Raw genomic sequence first — 19,947 nt, forward strand, 5'->3', positions numbered from 1 at the left:
AATCATGCAAGAGGGGTATAGGTTATGGCCTTAAAGTACTTGTAAATCCGGTGCAAAAAACCTATTTAGATAAAAAAACGCTTCTGGAATACCTCGTGTTTTTCATTATAAAATGAGTTTTTATAATTTGATAAAGTCGCTTCATTAAATTAACCGGTACAACCTCAAAATCTGGAGTAAGTAAGTTATGACCAATATCGATGTTCGCTGGCAACAACGGTTAAATAATTATGCAAGAGCACTTCAACAATTATCACTTGCCGTCAACCTGGCGCAAACAAGACCTTTATCCGACTTGGAAAAGCAGGGCTTAATCCAAGCCTTTGAATTTACCCATGAGCTGGCTTGGAATGTGATGAAAGATTATTTCTTTTTCCAGGGAAATTCTGCAATTACTGGTTCTCGTGATGCAACACGCGAATCATTTAACAAGGGATTAATTAAAGAAGGTGAAATCTGGATGGAAATGATTAAAAGTCGTAACCAAACCTCTCATACCTACAACCAATCCGTTGCCGATGAAATTGTCAAAAATATTATTAATTCCTACCACTCCTCTTTTCAGGCATTCCTGGAAAAAATGCAAGGTCTGAAAAAGCATGAATGAGCAATTAAACCATCTGTATGGCTTGCCCAGCCATGCTATTGAAGCATTGAAATGTGTCTTTAAAGAGTATCCTCAAATTGATAATGCGATTCTCTACGGATCTCGTGCCAAAGGAACATATCATCACGGCTCAGACATTGATCTTTGCCTTACCGGAAACTTATTAGGGATCACTGAATTACTTGCTATTGAAAATAAAATTGATGATTTACTGTTACCCTGGAAGGTTGATATATCCCTGAAACACACCATAGACAATCCCGATTTGCTTGAACACATTGAGCGAGCGGGTATCTTGTTTTATACAAAAGAATCGTAGGACTTTAGGGTCTGTTGACATTTCGCTCGCTTGAGTCGAAAAGCCTTGATTTTCGAGCACCGTAGCGGAGCATACATAGAAGTATGTGAGTAACGGAGCACAGAAAATCAAGGCTTTTCGGCCAAGATAGTAGAAATGTCAACAGACCCTAATAAACTATTCACTGCGTAAAGAAACCATCGGCTCCAGTTTCGAGGCCCGTCGGGCCGGATAAAATCCGAAAAATATTCCAGTGGCGGCGGAAACGAGAAAGCCGGCAATTGGGGGGAGTAAGTAGATAGTAAAAGTCCAGTCACTGAAATAAGCGACTATTCTGGTAAAAATCAATCCTAAAATAACTCCGAGCACACCCCCTAGCAAAGACAGCATGACAGACTCCACCAAAAACAGGGCCTGGATTTCTCTGTTTTTCGCACCCACTGCTTTGCGAATCCCAATTTCTTTCTTGCGCTCGCTGACCGAAACCAGCATCACATTCATGACACCGATGCCGCCAACCAGCAAGGATATTCCACCAATGACCGCTAACAGCAAGGTAAAAATACGGCCCTGATTTTCCATGCTGGCTATAATTTGCTTGGCGCTGCGCGGAAAAACACTGAGCTTTGGCGCCAGGGAATTAATCATTTCCTTTATTTCATTAATGACTTCATCAATGGGGCTGTCTGGCTTGAGAAGCAATACCGCATTATTGATTTTGGCGTCCTTGCTGACCAGACTCATTCCAGCCAGGGGAATAATGACAGCCTGGTTGATGTCCTCGTTAAAAAAGCCATTTTCTCTCCAACGCTCGGCAACACCGATAATGGTATACAAGGATTGCCCTATACGTAATTGCTTGCCAATGGGATCATCCAGGGTAATTTCCTTGATTTGTTGTGCCAGGCTATCGCCAATAACACAAAAATGCTCAAAAGAATCCAAAAAAGAAACAAAATGCCCCTGCGCCAAGGTCACATGAATGATATCAGCAAGGCTTTCATCGGCGCCAATCACCGCCCCTTGCATCACTTTACCATTAAAACTTAGGGTTTGGTAAGCAGTGCTGTATGGCGCGATTTTTAATACATAAGGAATACGTTCGGCTATCTGCTGCCATTGACCTATCGTTAACGAGTCGGATTCACTATGGGATTTGCTGGGCACCTTTTGATAAACGGAAACAGCCAACAAATCGGTACCCAATGCCTTGAATTGCTCCAACGCCTTCTCGGTAGCCAATTGCCCACAACTAATCAGGGCAACGACAGCAGCAGTCCCTACCAGTATTCCCAGTACAGCCAAAAGTGAGCGGAGTTTGGAGGCTGTTAAATTAACCAACGCTTGTTGACAATGATTAAGAAAGTTCATTGCCCAGACTCCGCTATAATGGCTCCATCGGCTAGAGTAATTTGGCGTTTGCATTGCGCAGCCACGTGTTCATCATGGGTCACCATGATAATAGTCCGCCCTTCCTGATGTAAGGCCAAAAACAAATTCATTACCTCAGTACCTGTTCTTGAATCCAGCGCACCGGTCGGCTCATCGGCCAGGATAACCTGTGGATCAGTCACTAACGCTCTGGCGATAGCGACTCGCTGTTGCTGACCACCAGATAATTGGGTTGGTCTGTGACGGATGTATTGGCGCATTCCCACTTTCTCCAGTGCCTGCTCCACTTTTTCTTTTATCACAGCGGGATTGACCCCTCGGTACGTCAAAGGCAAAGCTACATTTTGCAGCGCTGTAAAGCGAGGAAGCAAATTAAATTGCTGAAAAACAAAGCCAATGTTTTGATTACGTAATTCAGCCGCCTCATCATCGCTTAAACTGGCTACATTTCTATTGTTTAAAATGTAAGTTCCTGCATCCGGTTTATCTAATAAACCTATGATGTTCATCAATGTGGATTTGCCAGAACCTGATGCGCCGACAATAGCGAGTAAATCACCTTCGTATACGGTCAAAGACACTTCTTTTAATACCGTGGTACTAATGCCTTCAAGATGATAAGTTTTCACCAAATCAGAAAGTTGGATTAAAGGTTTGTCAATCATAAACCACGACATCCCCTGATTTAAGACCACTTTCAACCACTACAGAATCAGCCTGGGCAGCACCGGTAGTAATCATCCGTTTCTGAATTTTCCCCTTGGCTAATTGGACCTGAACAACGCTACTGCCTTTTTCCCTTTTAACCGCCGCTATAGGGATTAACAATTGATTATTCGATTCGACATTCAACTCTATAGAGGCACTCATACCGACTTTAATCCATGACTGTTGCTCGGGAGTTAAGGAATTAACCTCTACTACTGCAGTAAAGGAAGGTAATCCTCCAGTGCTGGTGTTCGATGCCTGTGCATTGACTGCAACCAATTTACCTTTCAACTGATGCCGGCCAAATGCAACGCCACTAATTGTGGCATCCATCCCAGGGCGAATTTTATCAATGTCTATTTCTGGAACATCAATTTCCACACTGATTCCATGCAAATCACCTATCAAGGCGATGACTTGCCCTGACTTTATGGTTGATCCTACGGTCACTCGATTGTTTTTATCCTCTCCTGATTTGGGAGGATACAACATGATCCCATCACTGGGGGCCTTCAAATGAATCAAATTATGATTTGACGTAAGAATTTTCCTCACCTTGTCAAAATCAGCCAAGCTGAGATTGGATATATTCTGAGTGTTTTTATCATCCATTTTTTCCAGCATTTCAGAAAGCTTGCGGGTGGCCTGCATTAAAGTGACGCGCGCCGTATCCAAGCCTGATTTTTCACTTAAATAATTGTTTTTAGAGATTAATCCCGAATTCCAGAGCTCTTCTGTTCCTACAAATTTTGCCTTGGCAATGGAATAACTGTCTTTCGCCTTTAAGTAATCAGTTAAGGTATCGTTATACTGTTTTTGCAATTCATTGGAATTTAAAGTTAAAACAATCTCTCCCTTTTTAACCATCTGACCATAATGGAAATGCATCGTTTCAACAACGGCTTCCATTGGACTGGTCAGGCTGCTTTCCCTCAAGGGTTGCACGGTCCCGGTAAAATGCAGGGTTTTGTGTAAGGGCTGGGGTTTCACTTCATACGTTTTTAATGACGTGGTTTGCGGCTTATCAGAGCTGCCACAAGAAACCAAAGTTAAAATAAAGAATGTTATTGAGAATATTTTCAGATAGTTGTTCATCCGCCATACCTTAATTTAATCTGCCAGTAATCCAGCGTGGTCCCTAAAATCCTTTGCAACGCGGATAACTGATTGAGATACGCAATTTTTGCTCCTATCAATCCTGACTGTGCCTGAATCAATTGATTCTGAGTATTGTTGACATCCAGGGCACTGGATATTCCTGCCTGTTGTTTTTTCTTTTCCAGAGCATAAGACTGCTCTGCCAATTTGACTTGCTTTTGTGCCAGCTCATAACGCTTGGCCAAGCTCTGAATATTATTGATGGTATTGGTTACACTGGTAATTAAAGCTCTTTTGGCTGCAATTAGATTAATTTTGTCTTTTTCCAGCTGGACTTTGGCATTAATTAATTGACTGCGCCGGCCAATATCGTTCAATGGAATGGTCAAAGTGACCCGGGCTGATTCCGTGACATTATTACCATTGTAAATGCTGCTTAAACCCGTACTGGTTCCGGTAACATCATTGACTGCTCCCCCTTGCACAGTGCCTGCCAAATCAAGCTGCCAAAGTTGCTGATTTTTTGCAACGGTATAAGCCCGCTCATCAGCGCGCAATGCCATTTTCTGTGCCAGATACTGCGTATTGTGATTCAATGCGATGGTAATGGACTCTTGCAAGTCAGGCACTATAATTTCCTTTATCGTCACATCACTGGGAACTGAAATATGCAAATCCGGATCAAGCCCAATCATTTGCAATAATTCCTGAGAAGCCAGTTTAAAATCATTTTCACCTTGTTCTACCATCAAACTCAACGATTCTATCTGATAGGATTGCTGGATATTTCCAGTAGGTTCTAATTGTCCTGCTGCAATCTTTTTTTCATTAATTTGATAGGATTTTCTCGCTTCCTCCAGTTGCAAACGCTGATTCTCTAAATTGTTACCACTTAAAATCAATGCCCTGTATGCCGTAATGACCTGGGTAATCTGATCCATCACCGATTGCTGCAAACTTAATTTATTTAACCACTCTTTATCAATCGCATCCAACAGTTTTGCTTCATTCACTGACTTGCCAAATCCTCGCAGCAAGGGCTGGGTAATGGATAAATTCAACACAGGATTATAGCTGTTGTTGGTGGAAACGTTGTTATCGATGGATAAGGACGCTTTCGTCCCTAATTTGGTTTTCAAATCCAATTCAGGACTGGCCAGGAATGAATGATTTGTCGCGCTGCCTATCCCTTCAAAAGTACTTTTCTGCACAACGCCTGAAGCACCAAGGGCATATTGCAATTCAAACTCATTATTAGCTAAACGCAATTGATAGCGTTGAATAATGCGGTCTAATTCCGCATTTTGGATATTAGGATTATAACGCAAGGCTAAAAGAATGGCTTCTCGTATCGTCAATTGATGCCTTGTTTTCTTTTTTGATGCAGGCGAGGTAGGCAACTCTATCCAATTTTTCAACATGTATTCCGGGTTGGCAATGGCTGCCTTTAACCTTTCCTCCGCCTGCTCCACTCGCTGTGCTTCAGTGGAAGGATTTTCTGTCCAGGAGTAGAGTGAATTGCCAGTATTTGAAGAAGTCTTGGCGCTTGCGGCATGAAAACCAATCAGGCCCGATAAAATAAATACCGGTAACAATGCTGTGCTTTTACTTAAAAATTTCACCTTTGTTATCGCCTGTGTTTATAAAAATGCATCTCTGTTAAGGTCATTCAAAACGGCTAACCCCATACCCAGGTACCGAAAAACGCTGCCTGTCCTGCAGGCGTAATGCCGTTAATTGCCCTCCCCAAAGACATCCGGTATCTATCGCATGAATATGTGGATCCGAGCTTCGCCCCATGAGTGCAGCCCAATGACCAAAAACGATATCCATTTCAATTTTTTTCCGGCATGGCACCGCAAACCAGGGGTACAGATGATTGGGGGCTTTGGACAGTGTCCCTTTATAACCCAACTCTAATCGTCCTTGAGCATCACAAAATCGCATCCGGGTAAAATAATTGGTAATGACTCGTAATCTATCGATCCCAGCCAAATCATCTGACCAAATATCCGGCTTATTGCCATACATCTGCGCTAAAAATTTCTTATACGAATCCCCAGAAAGCACCGCTTCCAGTTCATTAGCCAGGCTTACGGCCTTGGACAAATCCCATAAAGGGGCTATACCGGCATGACACATGACTATGTTTAGCTCAGATGACATGCAAAGAAGAGATTGCTTTCGCAACCAATGCCCAAGCTCCTCTCCATCATCAGCCAGCATAACTTCTTCAAGCGTATCATCATGCCCTTTCCAGGGTTGCCCACCGAATAATAAGCCTAATAAATGCAAATCATGATTACCCAAAGTCACCTTGGGTTTAACAGGCAAGGAATAAATAAACCGTAATACGGCCAATGAATCAGGGCCTCGGTTTACCAAGTCCCCAACAAACCATAAACAATCTTCCTTCTCATTAAAATCGATTAATTCAAGCAAACGTTGTAAAGGATCATAACAGCCCTGTACATCCCCTATTGCATAATCAGGCACCGCGTTTTGCTCCAAACGTCAATTGGGACAGATCCTGCTCAATATTCTGCCATTGGCCATTCGCTGCCAATCGTTGCAAAGGAGTTATTGCAATAGCACTTGGTTGCTGTGTGAACTGACTGGTGTATTGTGATTTATGAATTAACTCGAGTGCAGACATGGGTTCTATTTTGCCTGTATTCAAATGATGCACCTGGACAGAATTGGGCAAAGCAACCCCATATCCTGCAAAAACGACTCCGGTATACATTTGCTGAGTATGGGCCTGTTCAAAACGACTGGTTACATTGCCCCCCGCATCTCGGCTATGCAGTCCTAATGACAAAAATCCATTCTGTATGGCTTGCCAATTTTTATATTCAGGATGCTCACGGACAAACAATTGAAACATTTCAGGGCACATCAACATGCCCCCGGGAACCATAAATAATGGCGCCTTGTTCACCATAATTCGACCGTCATCCAATGATTTGATAAGCCATTGAATGAATTCTACCCCTATTGCCTGCTCTTTTTCTGTTATGGATTCCGGTACACCACCGGTAAAGGTCACCGCTCTGCCATAACGGCCGCTTCGCCTCGCTCCACTTCGTGCCATAAACGCCAGAAAATAACGCTGTATCGCAATGGCATCGGCCCGAATTAAAATAGCGCCCAAAGTACCCGCAGAACGATAATCTTCATTCAGCAAGGCTAACCAAACAGACAAAACTTCTGGATTGGAGGCAATCCAGGCAAAACCACTGGCCGGCATCAAAGTTCTGGCCAGCAACAGGTTCAGCCGGCGGCGGAACTCCACATCCGCTTCTTTTTCAAACTGGTAATCATAATAACTTCCAATTTGAATTAAGCTTTCTAATAGAGGGTTCCATTGTTTTAACAATTGACCATTGCTATCGAACAAATTAATGCGAAACTCATCAAATAATTTGCCAATGCCTTGTAAAATTGCCGCAGAGTAAAGCGCATATTGCCAAAGCTTCTGTTCCTCGGAAAGCAAGTCTGGCTGTTCCTGAACGGTAAATTCCTTGAACAGACTCAATGCAGCTTCTGTTCTATTTAAAGCATGATCGACCATACCACCAGGCTGAGAATAATAACTGTTCGCAGTTTCTGGCAAATTTTGACAATAGTTGACCAGGTTCTCGATAAGAACAGAACATAAACTCTCATAGCGAGAGGCTTCCAACCCACTCAATGCTCTCATTTTCTGGAGTAATACCTGACGTTTCTCTTCACTCAGAAACTGCTCTGCGGTCACCATGCGAATTAAATCTTTTAACGACTTGGAATGAGCAGATAAAGAGCTTTTACGCTGACGATGAAACAAGACAACCTCCACAATAACTTATCATATAATTTTACACTAATTGGAAATAAATTTCGCTAGTTGAACATATTCCGCAACGGAAATTTGTTCTGGCCTCTTGCCTCCATCAATTCCTAAATCATCGAGTTGAGATAATGAGATGATCCCTTTCAAATTATTAGTAAGAGTTTTGCGCCTCATAGCAAATGCTTTAGCAACAATATTTTCCAGTTTCTCAGTGCTTACAGACTCAAATGGTGAAACACGATAAGGTGTTAATCGAACTATTGCTGAGTCTACCTTGGGTTTGGGCTCAAAAGCTTCTGGAGGAACATCAAACAAATACTCTACCTCACAATGATACTGCAACATCACGCTTAATCGCCCATAAGCTTTTGTCCCGTGGACTGCTGCTATTCGCTCTACAACTTCTTTTTGTAACATAAAATGCATGTCATCAATACAAGTTATAAATTTCAATAAATAGATCAGCAAAGGAGTAGAGATATTATAAGGCAGATTACCCACTACCCTTAAATGGGAACCGAATTGACAAAAATCAACGGTTAATGCATCAGCAGGAATTAAATTCAATTTACCTTGAGACACTGGCAAGTGGGTTAAGTAGGTTTGTAAATCCGTATCGATTTCAATGGCTGTTAACTGATTCAGTTTTTGCAGTAATGGCTGTGTTAAAGCGCCTAGACCAGGGCCAATTTCCAGCATATTATCATCCGCCACAGGATTGATAGCTCGCAGAATCTCATTAATAATATATTTGTCTTGTAAGAAATTTTGACCAAAACGTTTACGTGGGCTATGCCTCACTTTCTATCACCTATGTTAGGATAAAATTAATTCAGTAATCTTGTTGACTGCACAAGGTATACCCCATCAGGTAAAACTTGTTAATTTTACCGTAGGTTAGTGCCAAGTGCCAGCAAACCCCGGCAATACTCATCTAATCAAATCCATCTCTCTTAATTTTACAAATTTATATAGCGTAAACTCCAGAATATGGGGTAAAATTCAACCACAATGACCAAGGTTGATATTATCTGTCAGGACTTACGAAAAATCCCAAGGTCAAGGCAAAAATGTTTTTAATGAGGGAGTTTAGATAAACTAAATGACCGAATTAAAAACTTTTTTAACAAAGAGACTGTTGGTTTTCGTAAGTCCTGTCTGTTTTTTAGTTATTTCAATCTGGAAAAAGCCTTGAACAAGTAGACTCAGTCGTATTGAATCAATTGCTTTTTCCAGGCTCAAATTTAGGAAAGTAAATAATGGCTTATAGAAAAATGCTTAAATCAAAAATTCATCGTGCCTGCGTCACGCAAGCAGACCTGGATTATGAAGGGAGTATCACTATTGCACCCGAGCTTTTAAAAGCAGCAAATATATTGCACTATGAAGCTGTTAATGTTTGGAATATCACTGCCGGAACTCGATTTGAAACCTATGCCATTACAGGCGAAAAAGGTTCAACGGATATCTGTGTCAATGGAGCGGCAGCTCATTTAGTAACCCCTGGCGATTTGGTTATCATTGCCTCTTTTACGCAAATTCTGGAAGAGGATTGCGCAGCACATGAACCTACTGTTGTTTTTGTTGATCAATTCAATCGTCTGAAAGAAATCAGACCTGAAAGAATCGGTGTTAAAAGCAGAATACCTGTCCCGGCTTGAGCTTGCCCCCATATTAATCTGATTCCTCTATACCTCTCTGAAAATCGAGTACTGTACTGTCTTCGACGTCCCGTGACTTGTCCACTGGGCGTCGATAGAGATGTGATCAAGAGGCAGCCTATAAACCGAGGTGTATCCTGTTCGTCAGGCAATGATCAAAATTAGAAAAATCAAATAGAATAGTTTATTCTATGATCTCGGTATCCAACCCCAATGAGCTTTATGTTAATTCATTTAATTGAATTACGTCGGAGAGCAATCTATACCCTTCTCTGGTTTGGCGCTTTAGCTTTATTGTTTTTTTTCATATCAGACCAACTGTTTCATATCCTGGTAAAGCCCTTATTGCAATCTTTGCCAAACCAAGAGGGCCTGATTGCCACACAAATTACTTCCTCGGTTTTCACCCCTTTAAAACTTGCTGTGGATGCAGCCTTTTTACTCACTGCTCCGTTTGCTTTATTGCAGCTTTGGCGTTTTATGCGTCCGGGACTCTACAAAAACGAGCAAGAGCAAATCAGAGGTGCAATGATTCTAAGTCTTTTGCTCTTTGTCTTTGGAACACTATTTTGCTTTTATCTTGTCCTCCCTTATATGTTCCAGTTTTTTGCCCAGGCTCTGCCGAAGGAAGTGCGACTCATGCCTGATATGGCTTACGCCATAGATTTCATTACACGCATGTTGCTTTTATTTGGTTTTTCCTTTCAGGTTCCACTCATTTGTCTTGTACTGGTAAAAATTCATTTTACTACGGTGACAACCCTTATAAAAATCAGGCCTTATGTGATAGTGGGGGCGTTTATTGTTGGTATGCTGCTCACCCCCCCTGATGTTTTTTCTCAAGTTGCATTAGCCTTGCCTCTGTGTTTGCTTTATGAAGCTGGGATTATTTTAGCCAGGATTTATGGGAAATCGCCCGTTCCCGCTTTAATTCAATAAGCTCAAGTTAAAAGAGGAACAACCGATATATTTATCATAATGCTCAAAAATGGAGCCTCTTATGAATAAAATAGCCAAGTACAATATCGGGGATCTGGTTATTCATAAACGCATCAGATACCGAGCGATCGTTATTGATGTGGATCCCATATTTCAAGCCTCAGGGAAATATAATCCCCGGGCAACTCAGCATGAATTTGCAACAAGAAACCCTTGGTACCGCCTGTTAGTCGATGACAGCAGCCAAATCACTTATGTTGAAGAATGCCAGTTGCTTCCTGACACCAGTCAGGAACCTATCAACAACCCCAATATTGATGATTATTTAATCAAAAGAAAAGGCAGTTATCAGAAAGCCATCTCATCTCACTAGCCTATGAGATGGAGATGCCAACAAGACATTGTATAGTTATTTGATTGTTAAATGACACGTTGGGCAACCTAAGTGCCTCGGCTTATCCGAGAAGCATTCAGCCTTACTTTGTGGATACCGCTGACAAGCAGCGGTAAATGAGTAGTGCAGAAACCTTGGCAACGCAGCAATACAGCGAAAGAAGCAGGTTAGACAAGAGGTCTGTTATGTAGTTCTCAACATCAACACCAGCAAAGCAATAAACCCTATTAAAATCAGGCCTAAAACACCCATCGTCATAAAGCTTTTGCTCATATTTTCCTTGCTAAATTGCTCTGGGCTCCCCTTAATGAATCGGTACAATATAAAAATAATCAAGCCTGCGCCAATAAGTCCTAAAATTTGATATAAAGTTTCCATTAATTCACTCCATTCCACTCAGTTTTTTGCGTTATCTGTTTTGGATTCAAAACGAAAGGCATCTGAAAACATCTGGGTAGGCGATAGGCCATAACCAAGCAAGGTATCACGAGTACTGTACACCATATCGAAAGGACCACTGATGACGATTTGCCAATCTCGCAAAACGTTTGCATGCCTGGCAAGAACCCGCGAAGCCAAAGTATCCTCACTTTTATCGGATAACAGCGAAAAATATTGGAAGTGGCTGGCGTGAGACCGCCAACTCCTTACCTTTTCATCCATGTATAAATCACTTTGCGATCGTGCTCCCCAAAACAACTCAAATGGCCTGCTGTCCGCATCTGCCAGTAATTGCTCAATCATGGCTTTAATTGGTGCAAATCCAGTCCCGCCAGCAATGAATAAAATGGGTTTTTGGGGATGTAATCTATCAATACTGCATTCACCCAAAGGTAACCTTAAGTGCAGAGCTCCATATTGTTTGATATGAGCCAACAACGATTGATGATAATCATTATCCTGGCTATGGCGAATATGCAACTCGTAACGATGAGAACCTAAAGGCGCATTCGCGATTGAATAACTAAACGCATCCTCTGCAAACAGGATTTGCAAATACTGCCCCGCTTGATAATCGACGTATTCATCAGGCATTAATACCAATCGCACGATGCTGTCCGTTAAAGGGGAAATGTCCTCCACCTGAGCTTGAATTATTTTATCTGTCATTATTTTAATCCTAATAAGGACCAATAACCATTTACTCTATTAAGCACATCCTCATCCATCGTAATTGGTTTACCCCATTCTCTTTGTGTTTCTCCTGGCCATTTACTGGTAGCATCCATACCCATCTTGGAACCCAGTCCTGAAACCGGAGAGGCAAAGTCCAGATAATCAATAGGCGTATTTTCTACCATGACGGTATCGCGGGCCGGATCCATGCGTGTCGTCATTGCCCATATGACATCTTGCCAATTACGCGCGTCCACATCATCATCACAAACAATGACGAACTTGGTATACATAAACTGACGCAAGAAAGACCAAACAGCCATCATAATACGTTTAGCATGTCCTGGGTATTGCTTTTTTATAGTGACTACAGCCAAACGATAAGAGCATCCCTCTGGCGGCAAATAAAAATCCACGATCTCGGGGAATTGTTTTTGCAACAAGGGAATGAACACTTCATTTAAGGCAACTCCCAAAATCGCTGGCTCATCTGGCGGCCTCCCGGTGTAAGTACTGTGGTAAATAGGTTTATCACGATGAGTAATACGCTCTACCGTAAAAACAGGAAAAGATTGGACTTCATTATAATAACCGGTGTGATCGCCATAAGGTCCTTCAGGTGCCTCATTTCCTGGCTCAAGATACCCCTCCAAAATAATTTCGCCACTGGCTGGAACATGCAAATCATTGCCAATGCATCGAGTCAACCGAGTGCGTTGCCCTCTAAGCAATCCCGCAAAAGCGTATTCAGACAAAGTATCAGGAACTGGAGTAACTGCTGCCAGTATGGTGGCTGGGTCAGCACCCAAAGTCACCGCAATCGGGAAGCGTTCTTTTGGGAATTCCCGCTGCCAGGCCAGGTAATCGAGAGCACCTCCCCGGTGGGATAACCAGCGCATGATCAATTTATTTTTACTTAATAGTTGCTGGCGATAGATACCCATGTTTTCTCTGGACTGCTGTGGGCCACGAGTAGTAACCAAACCCCAGGTAATCAAAGGAGCCACATCTCCCGGCCAACACGTTTGAATGGGCAATAACGTTAAATCCACTTCATCCTTTTCCCATACGTGAGTCTGGCACTCTGCGCCACTGACATATTTGGGCGCCATATTCAGTGCCTGTTTCAATAAAGGCAATTTGCTAAAAGCGTCTTTGAATCCTTTAGGAGGATCCGGCTCTTTTAAAGCGGCCAGTAACTTCCCCACTTCCCTTAAAGCGGCAATAGACTCTTCACCCATTCCCAAAGCAACTCGCTCCACTGTACCAAAAAGATTGGTCAGTACAGGCATGTCGTAATTGGGTGTATTGGTAAATAAAAGGGCTGGTCCTCCTGAGCGCAACACTTTATCGCTGACAACGGTCATCTCAAGATGAGGTGATACTGGATACTCAATACGTTTTAATAATTCACGTGATTCAAGTTGGGCTATGAAATCTCTCAGATCTGAATACTTCATTAATTATCTCAAAAAGAAGCTTACTGTAAACCCGTACCAGCACAGCGTAATACAGGTTATGAGCATGAATTATAAACCTGAAAATAAGGCGAATTTGGACCCCGAATTAGATTCTGCTAATTACGGGGTTACTCAATCATTTCAATTATTCCTGACGCTTCATTGCATCAAAGAATTCGGCATTTGTCTTATGATTTTTCATGCGTTCCAATAAGAATTCAATCGCATCGCATTCATCCATGGATTGCAGGATTTTACGCAATATCCAGGTACGTTGTAATTCTTCTGGGCTCAACAGGAGATCTTCACGACGGGTACCAGAGCGATTAATGTTAATCGCAGGGAACACTCTTCTCTCGGCAATATTACGGCTCAAGTGGATTTCCATATTACCAGTACCTTTAAACTCTTCGTAAATCACCTCATCCATTTTGGAACCGGTGTCTACCAGAGCGGTTGCAATAATGGTTAAACTGCCACCCTCTTCTATGTTACGTGCCGCACCATACAATCTCTTGGGTCTTTGCAGAGCATTCGCATCAACACCACCAGTCAGTACTTTACCTGATGCAGGTACAACTGTATTGTAAGCTCTGGCCAGGCGAGTGATTGAATCCAGCAAAATAACCACATCACGTTTGTGCTCAACCAGGCGTTTTGCTTTTTCTATTACCATTTCAGCAACCTGGACATGGCGATTGGCAGGCTCATCAAAAGTACTCGCAACAACCTCCCCTTTGACAGAACGTTGCATTTCAGTTACTTCTTCCGGGCGTTCATCAATAAGCAAAACAATGAGATAACATTCAGGATAATTTTTTTCTATAGAGCGAGCAATGTTTTGCAACATCAAAGTCTTACCAGCTTTCGGAGGTGACACGATCAAACCACGCTGACCGCGGCCGAAAGGAGCACATAAATCAACTACTCTTGCCGTTAGATCTTCTGTGCTGCCATTCCCCTGTTCCATGACCAGACGCTCGGTAGCAAATAGGGGAGTTAAGTTTTCAAATAAAATCTTACGCTTTGCGCTATCCGGTGTATCGTAGTTAATTTGATCGACTTTTAATAAAGCAAAATAGCGTTCGCTGTCTTTAGGTGGGCGGATTTTACCAGAAATAGTATCCCCGGAACGAAGACCAAAACGTCTGATCTGACTGGGAGAGACATAAATGTCATCAGGACCCGCCAAATAGGAGCCATCAGCAGAACGCAAGAAACCAAAACCATCAGTCAAAACTTCCAAAACACCATCGCCATGGATGTCTTCCCCTTTTAAAGCATGGGCTTTAAGGATGGCGAAAATGATGTCTTGCTTGCGCATACGGGAGGTATTTTCCACACCCATCTCTTGAGCGATATTAACGAGATCGGCAATAGGTAATTGCTTAAGTTCACTAAGATTCATACTTCTCACTTGATTTGTTGTTTAAATGAATTGAATATCCGAAGAAAAAATTATGTTAGGGAATAGCAGCTAAGGAATCCGCTGCCTATGTGGCTCACTTGTTTTAAAGTATGTCACATATAGCTACAGGCTATCACAGCTTTACAACAAGATCCAACATTTTTAAACTAAAAATAAAAAGTTATTTTGACTTTTTTGATTGCAACTTTTAAATCTTTAAGAAAAAATCCCTTTCATCGCTTAATTTTAACACAAACCCCATAAAAAAGATAAAAGCCCTGTAAATAAATTTTTACCTCAGGGCTTTTTGACTTTTCATCCCGTTACAGGTGACTTTCAACAAAAGCACTTAATTGGGATTTAGACAGCAACCCCATTTTAACTGCTTCGACCTGACCATTTTTAAAAAGAATTAAGGTTGGGATACTCATCACACCAAATTTGGCCGGGGCTTGAGGATTTTCATCAATATTGATTTTAGCAAACGTCATGTCCTTGCTATGAGTAGCTGCCACTTCTTCCAAAATAGGAGTCAATGCACGACATGGTCCACACCATTCAGCCCAAAAATCAACAAGAACAGGCTTGGATGAATTAATTACATCCTGCTCAAAGCTTGCATCGGTTACTGTTTTAATATGATCACTCATAAATAAACCTCAGTTATTAGAAATATAAAGGTCTGGCCCAAGACCAGATTTTGCTATTCGATCCAGAATTTTTCCTGCGTATCCTGTGTATTTTGTTTTAGAGCAAACGCAAGGCTTTCAAAAAGAGTAGTGTACATATAATACTACAGAAATGCTTGCAATAGAGCCATAAAACAAAAGACGCAGGTTATGCCGAGTTAGAAAGAAGTCTATTATAGATCACCTCCGACAGCTTGCAAAACACTTAACGCAGTTATTGCCGCAGTTTCCGTGCGCAATACTCTCGGTCCCAGTAATAAAGGCAAAAATCCATAGTCACTCGTCAATGTAATTTCTTCATCACTTAAGCCACCTTCAGGGCCAATAATCAAGGCAACATCAGGGGGCTGGACAGGATAATCACGCCATGTCTTTTTAAATGCTGGATGTAGAATGAACCTGAGATGTTCTTTGGCTTCTTTGACAAATTGTTCTAAATAAACTGGCTGCCGCAACTCTGGAATTTGATTACGCCCACATTGCTCGCAAGCTCCAATGACAATATTAAGCCATTGGTGCATCTTTTTTGCCATTTTTTCTTTGTCAATTTTAACCTGGCAGCGCTCGGTAATAAGAGGTGTAATGCATGCCACTCCTAGCTCAACTGATTTTTGCATCACCATTTCCATCCGGTCACCCTTGGAAATGGCTTGTGCCAAATGTATCTTTAATGGAGATTCCCTGTTCACTTCAAGGGCTGAGGCAATCCTGACGAATACCTGCTTTTTTTTGACCTTCTCAATGGATGCTGTAAACTCTTTGTTGTCCCCATTAAACAGTGTCAGTTGCTCGCCTTGCTCCATGCGCAAGACTACGCCAACATGCTGTCCCGCCTCAGGCGATAATTCCAGAAGTTGCCCCGGCTGGTATTCGCCAGGTTGATAGATACGTATTGTTCTCACAGCCAATTATCCTTGATTTTAGTAAAGGATACTATAACAAAAATTACCAATTTACGTCTGCTATGCTAGAATTTTGGCGATTGATTTTATTCTTTCCCAACTCGCTGATAAAGCAGCTAGACATAAATAAACATAATCAACAGATTAACTTTGCTAAGGAATTGATAACATGGCTAAAACACGTGTAGAAACAGACAGCATGGGTGAAATTGAAGTCCCGTCTGATAAATATTGGGGCGCCCAAACCGAACGTTCATTGCATCACTTTAATATAGGCAAAGACATTATGCCACGCGAAGTAACCCATGCCTTTGGTATCCTGAAAAAGGCAGCCGCCCTGACAAATCTTGAATTAGGCAAACTGCCAAAAGACAAAGCGGATTTGATTGTTCAGGCAGCAGAAGAAGTGAGCAAAGGACTATTGGATGAGCATTTTCCCTTGCATGTCTGGCAAACGGGAAGCGGCACACAATCGAATATGAACGCCAATGAAGTCATTTCCAATCGGGCCATTGAGCTGGCTGGCGGCACCCTGGGAAGCAAGTCCCCTATTCATCCCAATGATCACGTCAATATGTCTCAATCATCGAATGACACCTTCCCAACAGCCATGCATATTGCAGCGGCGATAGCTTTTAACGAAAAATTGTTACCTGCTGTACGCAATTTACGTCATGTTTTCGCAGCGAAAATGGACGCTTTCAAAAACATCATAAAAATTGGCAGAACCCATTTGCAAGATGCGGTTCCACTGACTTTGGGGCAAGAGTTTTCAGGTTATGTTGCCCAACTGGATGCCTGCATTCACCGTCTGGAAGAAGTCTTGCCTGAATTATATGAGCTGGCTGCCGGGGGCACTGCCGTTGGAACCGGATTGAACACCCATCCGCAATTCGCAGTCAAAGTTGCTGAACACATCGCTAAAATAACCAAACTGCCTTTTGTGACCGCTCCTAACAAATTTGCCGCTCTGGCTTCTCACGAACCTCTGGTCCATGCGCACGGTGCCATGAAAACTCTCGCCTGCGCACTCATGAAAATCGCCAATGACATACGCTGGCTCGCATCAGGACCTCGTTGCGGGATTGGTGAACTGGTTATTCCAGAAAATGAGCCCGGGTCATCCATCATGCCAGGCAAAGTCAACCCGACACAATGCGAAGCCATGACCATGGTTTGCGCTCAGGTACTGGGTAATGATACAGCCGTTGGAATTGCTGACAGCCAAGGCAATTTTGAATTAAACGTGTTTAAACCGGTTATCATATTTAACGTATTGCACTCATTAAATCTGCTTGCCGACAGCTGCCATTCCTTCCAGGAGTTTTGCGCAGAAGGAATAGAGCCTAATCAGCCAGTGATTGATTACTATTTACACCACTCCCTCATGCTGGTTACTGCTCTTAATCAACACATTGGTTATGATAAAGCGGCTAAAATCGCCAAAACCGCTCATCATGACAATATTTCATTGCAAGAAGCCGCCGTGAAACTGGGAATTTTAACCGCCGAGCAATTTGCAGAGTTTGTGAAACCGGAAAAGATGATTTCTCCTGAGCAATGAAATTGACAGGGTTAAGACATGCCGGTGGTTCTGGCATGTCTTAACCTAAGATGTAGTAGAAAATAAAATGACAACAAACAATAGTTTGAATTTTACTCAACCAAATGGGTCTGATTTTTTATATGAAGATCGATTTCGTTTTGTTTACAAGCATCCTTTAAAATAGAAGCTTTTACTATGTGTCTTGGTTGAGCTAATAACAGGAAAAATACTAATGGGTCAAAAACTAAAACAAATAAATTATAGGACTGGGCTAAAAAAATTACACCTATAGTAATGCTCATGAGGTATAAATAGGCCAAATATAAATTTATAAGCGCTGCAATTAAAGAAATTGCCAAACAGAGCAATAGTGTAGTCAATTGCCCCATATAGAACACATTAGGAGAAAGAATATTTAAATAACTGCAGTAAAAAATAATGGTAATGAAAAAAATATAGAATTTAGTTTTCCCTGAAAGTAACCAATCAACATAACGAAATTGATGTAAGAGTAGCAAAATACAATAGATAAAACTTACAATGCTAGGCATTCCCAAAATGCTATATAGTATTTCGGTAATTGAGTTGGTATTACCATAACTCAAATTAGAACATGTGCATATGATAACTATAAAAACTAGAGCGTTTCTTAATGAAGTTGCTTTTATCCTGTTAAGGATAAAATAGCATATACAGATTGAATAAAACAATTTGCTATAAATTAATGCAGTCATTTTTTCAAACTATCCAGGTAATATTTATTAAAACGTATATGAATGACCTCATTCGCATTTTTGTCATAGATAATATCAACATAACCTCTATCCACTAATGTAGAAGGGTAAGTAACACTTTTATTGTTAATTTCACCCGTATCCAAAGTAAACAGATACGAAAATATTCCGGTCGAATTCTCCATTCTGGATAACACAAGTTGGCCTTTGATATTATTTTTATGCGTTCTGTTATGGACTAAAAATACCTCTGAATTAAAATTAAATAAATTAATAGAATTATTCATATTTTTAATATTCGTTTTTTGGGGATCAAGCCATGAAAGTCCTCCTTCCTGGCAATATTGGATCCGCATCCAGTGATCTGTTTTATTAGCATTACGAAATCCAGCTAAGCAATTCAAGCTTGAAAGGGGAATGATTGATGGCTGTAATTGCCCCCCAATGTGATTGATTTGAATGCTTTCTGTATAGCTCCCTTTTTTATCAAACCGGAGCATTAAAGGATATTTGCTTTCTAATTCATGGTATGCTGGCAAAAAAAAACCACCATCTACTAATGGAAGGGGGGATGCTCTGATTAAGGTACTTAAATTAAAAAAGGGACTTAAATACAAGGTAGCTTTATAGTTGAAACTCTTCCCTTTATCTAATGACTCAAAATGATAAATTTTGCTAGCCGCCCAACCTGCAAAAGCAGTTGCAACAACAAACAAATGCAACTTGCCATTTTGATTATAAATAACAGGATTACCTAATTTTCTAATCAATTGATGGCTATTCTTGCGCAGTTTCTCTCGAGTCAGCACTATTTTGGGGGTTGACCATTTATTTCTATGGATATCATAAATAGAGCTATAAATTTTAACATCAGGTCCTCCCTCACGACTCCCAGCAAAATACATGGCGAGCAAATGACTGTCATCAACTTTAGTCAATGTAGCAGAATGTGCCTTTTTAATACCTTTTGGCATAGGTAATTTTTCTCTTATATAAACAGGATTGGCATTTGTGTTATTTTCTATCTTAAAAGGTTGAGATAATTCAAATGCGCAATTTTTAGGGGCCTTAGAAGTTAGCAAGCCAATAAAAAAAACTATTATTAACCATCCTAAATAAACCAGATGATTTTTTGATGACATCAACATTTGAAAAATATTCAT

Annotated in this window: 21 protein-coding genes; 6 read left to right on the forward strand and 15 right to left on the reverse strand. The window is 41.3% G+C overall.

Annotated elements, in window-relative coordinates:
• The first annotated feature begins 187 nt into the window (after positions 1-187).
• Positions 188-607, forward strand: coding sequence for a nucleotidyltransferase substrate binding protein (locus tag OQJ02_RS14625; protein ID WP_265719702.1), 420 nt, complete (start codon positions 188-190; stop codon positions 605-607).
• Positions 600-926, forward strand: a complete 327-nt coding sequence (locus OQJ02_RS14630) for a nucleotidyltransferase family protein (RefSeq protein WP_265719703.1) — start codon at positions 600-602, stop codon at positions 924-926. The genes OQJ02_RS14625 and OQJ02_RS14630 overlap by 8 nt, the downstream gene beginning before the upstream one ends.
• Positions 927-1,082: 156 nt before the next feature.
• Here the strand turns inward: OQJ02_RS14630 and OQJ02_RS14635 are convergent, their stop codons facing one another.
• The 7 genes from OQJ02_RS14635 to rsmA are packed head-to-tail and all read right to left on the reverse strand — an operon-like array spanning position 1,083 to position 8,736.
• Positions 1,083-2,276: an ABC transporter permease gene (locus tag OQJ02_RS14635; RefSeq protein WP_265719704.1), complete on the reverse strand. Its 1,194-nt coding sequence runs from the start codon at positions 2,274-2,276 to the stop codon at positions 1,083-1,085.
• Positions 2,273-2,962, reverse strand: coding sequence for an ABC transporter ATP-binding protein (locus OQJ02_RS14640; protein WP_265719705.1), 690 nt, complete (start codon positions 2,960-2,962; stop codon positions 2,273-2,275). The genes OQJ02_RS14635 and OQJ02_RS14640 overlap by 4 nt, the downstream gene beginning before the upstream one ends.
• Positions 2,955-4,100 (reverse strand): efflux RND transporter periplasmic adaptor subunit, encoded by a 1,146-nt coding sequence (locus tag OQJ02_RS14645; RefSeq protein WP_265719706.1) that lies wholly within the window; start codon positions 4,098-4,100, stop codon positions 2,955-2,957. Before OQJ02_RS14645 ends, OQJ02_RS14640 begins: the two co-directional genes overlap by 8 nt.
• A complete protein-coding gene (locus tag OQJ02_RS14650; protein WP_265719707.1) occupies positions 4,097-5,725 on the reverse strand; it encodes a TolC family protein in 1,629 nt (542 codons plus the stop codon). The genes OQJ02_RS14645 and OQJ02_RS14650 overlap by 4 nt, the downstream gene beginning before the upstream one ends.
• A gap of 43 nt (positions 5,726-5,768) precedes the next feature.
• Positions 5,769-6,599 (reverse strand): symmetrical bis(5'-nucleosyl)-tetraphosphatase, encoded by an 831-nt coding sequence (locus tag OQJ02_RS14655; protein ID WP_265719708.1) that lies wholly within the window; start codon positions 6,597-6,599, stop codon positions 5,769-5,771.
• Positions 6,592-7,929: a conjugal transfer nickase/helicase domain-containing protein gene (locus tag OQJ02_RS14660; RefSeq protein WP_265719709.1), complete on the reverse strand. Its 1,338-nt coding sequence runs from the start codon at positions 7,927-7,929 to the stop codon at positions 6,592-6,594. Before OQJ02_RS14660 ends, OQJ02_RS14655 begins: the two co-directional genes overlap by 8 nt.
• A gap of 36 nt (positions 7,930-7,965) precedes the next feature.
• Positions 7,966-8,736: a 16S rRNA (adenine(1518)-N(6)/adenine(1519)-N(6))-dimethyltransferase RsmA gene (rsmA, locus tag OQJ02_RS14665; RefSeq protein ID WP_265719710.1), complete on the reverse strand. Its 771-nt coding sequence runs from the start codon at positions 8,734-8,736 to the stop codon at positions 7,966-7,968.
• Between the two features lie 458 nt (positions 8,737-9,194).
• Between rsmA and panD the strand changes: the two genes are divergently transcribed.
• The 3 genes from panD to hspQ all read left to right on the forward strand — a co-directional run bounded on the left by panD (position 9,195) and on the right by hspQ (position 10,908).
• Positions 9,195-9,596, forward strand: a complete 402-nt coding sequence (gene panD, locus OQJ02_RS14670; RefSeq protein WP_265719711.1) for an aspartate 1-decarboxylase — start codon at positions 9,195-9,197, stop codon at positions 9,594-9,596.
• 222 nt (positions 9,597-9,818) lie between these two features.
• Entirely contained in the window at positions 9,819-10,535 is a 717-nt protein-coding gene (gene tatC / locus OQJ02_RS14675) for a twin-arginine translocase subunit TatC (protein WP_416209893.1), read from the forward strand.
• 61 nt (positions 10,536-10,596) lie between these two features.
• The gene (gene hspQ, locus OQJ02_RS14680) at positions 10,597-10,908 is read left to right on the forward strand and encodes a heat shock protein HspQ (protein WP_265719713.1); all 312 of its coding nucleotides are present in this window, start codon (positions 10,597-10,599) and stop codon (positions 10,906-10,908) included.
• A gap of 204 nt (positions 10,909-11,112) precedes the next feature.
• Here the strand turns inward: hspQ and OQJ02_RS14685 are convergent, their stop codons facing one another.
• The 6 genes from OQJ02_RS14685 to OQJ02_RS14710 form a co-directional block, all read right to left on the reverse strand.
• Entirely contained in the window at positions 11,113-11,307 is a 195-nt protein-coding gene (locus tag OQJ02_RS14685; protein WP_265719714.1) for a hypothetical protein, read from the reverse strand.
• 18 nt (positions 11,308-11,325) lie between these two features.
• Positions 11,326-12,039: an NAD(P)H-flavin reductase gene (locus OQJ02_RS14690; protein WP_265719715.1), complete on the reverse strand. Its 714-nt coding sequence runs from the start codon at positions 12,037-12,039 to the stop codon at positions 11,326-11,328.
• A complete protein-coding gene (gene ubiD, locus OQJ02_RS14695; RefSeq protein ID WP_265719716.1) occupies positions 12,039-13,505 on the reverse strand; it encodes a 4-hydroxy-3-polyprenylbenzoate decarboxylase in 1,467 nt (488 codons plus the stop codon). The genes OQJ02_RS14690 and ubiD overlap by 1 nt, the downstream gene beginning before the upstream one ends.
• A 145-nt stretch (positions 13,506-13,650) precedes the next feature.
• The gene (gene rho, locus OQJ02_RS14700) at positions 13,651-14,913 is read right to left on the reverse strand and encodes a transcription termination factor Rho (protein ID WP_011216778.1); all 1,263 of its coding nucleotides are present in this window, start codon (positions 14,911-14,913) and stop codon (positions 13,651-13,653) included.
• 323 nt (positions 14,914-15,236) lie between these two features.
• On the reverse strand, positions 15,237-15,563 hold the full coding sequence (trxA, locus tag OQJ02_RS14705) for a thioredoxin (protein WP_265719717.1): 327 nt from the start codon (positions 15,561-15,563) through the stop codon (positions 15,237-15,239).
• Positions 15,564-15,775: 212 nt separating this feature from the next.
• Positions 15,776-16,510, reverse strand: a complete 735-nt coding sequence (locus OQJ02_RS14710; protein ID WP_265719718.1) for a 16S rRNA (uracil(1498)-N(3))-methyltransferase — start codon at positions 16,508-16,510, stop codon at positions 15,776-15,778.
• 163 nt (positions 16,511-16,673) lie between these two features.
• On the opposite strand from OQJ02_RS14710, the gene fumC reads away from it, so the two are divergent.
• The gene (gene fumC, locus OQJ02_RS14715) at positions 16,674-18,068 is read left to right on the forward strand and encodes a class II fumarate hydratase (RefSeq protein WP_265719719.1); all 1,395 of its coding nucleotides are present in this window, start codon (positions 16,674-16,676) and stop codon (positions 18,066-18,068) included.
• A gap of 92 nt (positions 18,069-18,160) precedes the next feature.
• Here the strand turns inward: fumC and OQJ02_RS14720 are convergent, their stop codons facing one another.
• Both OQJ02_RS14720 and OQJ02_RS14725 read right to left on the reverse strand, forming a co-directional pair.
• Positions 18,161-18,601 carry a hypothetical protein gene (locus tag OQJ02_RS14720; protein ID WP_223804312.1) on the reverse strand — a complete coding sequence of 147 codons (441 nt, stop codon included), beginning with the start codon at positions 18,599-18,601 and terminating at the stop codon, positions 18,161-18,163.
• A gap of 179 nt (positions 18,602-18,780) precedes the next feature.
• Positions 18,781-19,947, reverse strand: coding sequence for a sialidase family protein (locus OQJ02_RS14725; RefSeq protein ID WP_265719720.1), 1,167 nt, complete (start codon positions 19,945-19,947; stop codon positions 18,781-18,783).

The sequence above is a fragment of the Legionella sp. PATHC032 genome (assembly GCF_026191185.1).
Lineage (GTDB): Bacteria > Pseudomonadota > Gammaproteobacteria > Legionellales > Legionellaceae > Legionella.

Bases quoted from the DNA above. Each gene is read 5' to 3' on its own strand.
- OQJ02_RS14625 (WP_265719702.1), top strand. From the start codon at position 188: ATGACCAATATCGATGTTCGCTGGCAACAACGGTTAAATAATTATGCA.
- OQJ02_RS14630 (WP_265719703.1), top strand. From the start codon at position 600: ATGAATGAGCAATTAAACCATCTGTATGGCTTGCCCAGCCATGCTATT.
- OQJ02_RS14635 (WP_265719704.1), bottom strand. From the start codon at position 2,276: ATGAACTTTCTTAATCATTGTCAACAAGCGTTGGTTAATTTAACAGCC.
- OQJ02_RS14640 (WP_265719705.1), bottom strand. From the start codon at position 2,962: ATGATTGACAAACCTTTAATCCAACTTTCTGATTTGGTGAAAACTTAT.
- OQJ02_RS14645 (WP_265719706.1), bottom strand. From the start codon at position 4,100: ATGAACAACTATCTGAAAATATTCTCAATAACATTCTTTATTTTAACT.
- panD (WP_265719711.1), top strand. From the start codon at position 9,195: ATGGCTTATAGAAAAATGCTTAAATCAAAAATTCATCGTGCCTGCGTC.
- tatC (WP_416209893.1), top strand. From the start codon at position 9,819: ATGTTAATTCATTTAATTGAATTACGTCGGAGAGCAATCTATACCCTT.
- hspQ (WP_265719713.1), top strand. From the start codon at position 10,597: ATGAATAAAATAGCCAAGTACAATATCGGGGATCTGGTTATTCATAAA.
- OQJ02_RS14685 (WP_265719714.1), bottom strand. From the start codon at position 11,307: ATGGAAACTTTATATCAAATTTTAGGACTTATTGGCGCAGGCTTGATT.
- OQJ02_RS14690 (WP_265719715.1), bottom strand. From the start codon at position 12,039: ATGACAGATAAAATAATTCAAGCTCAGGTGGAGGACATTTCCCCTTTA.
- ubiD (WP_265719716.1), bottom strand. From the start codon at position 13,505: ATGAAGTATTCAGATCTGAGAGATTTCATAGCCCAACTTGAATCACGT.
- rho (WP_011216778.1), bottom strand. From the start codon at position 14,913: ATGAATCTTAGTGAACTTAAGCAATTACCTATTGCCGATCTCGTTAAT.
- trxA (WP_265719717.1), bottom strand. From the start codon at position 15,563: ATGAGTGATCATATTAAAACAGTAACCGATGCAAGCTTTGAGCAGGAT.
- fumC (WP_265719719.1), top strand. From the start codon at position 16,674: ATGGCTAAAACACGTGTAGAAACAGACAGCATGGGTGAAATTGAAGTC.
- OQJ02_RS14720 (WP_223804312.1), bottom strand. From the start codon at position 18,601: ATGCCTAGCATTGTAAGTTTTATCTATTGTATTTTGCTACTCTTACAT.
- OQJ02_RS14725 (WP_265719720.1), bottom strand. From the start codon at position 19,947: ATGAATATTTTTCAAATGTTGATGTCATCAAAAAATCATCTGGTTTAT.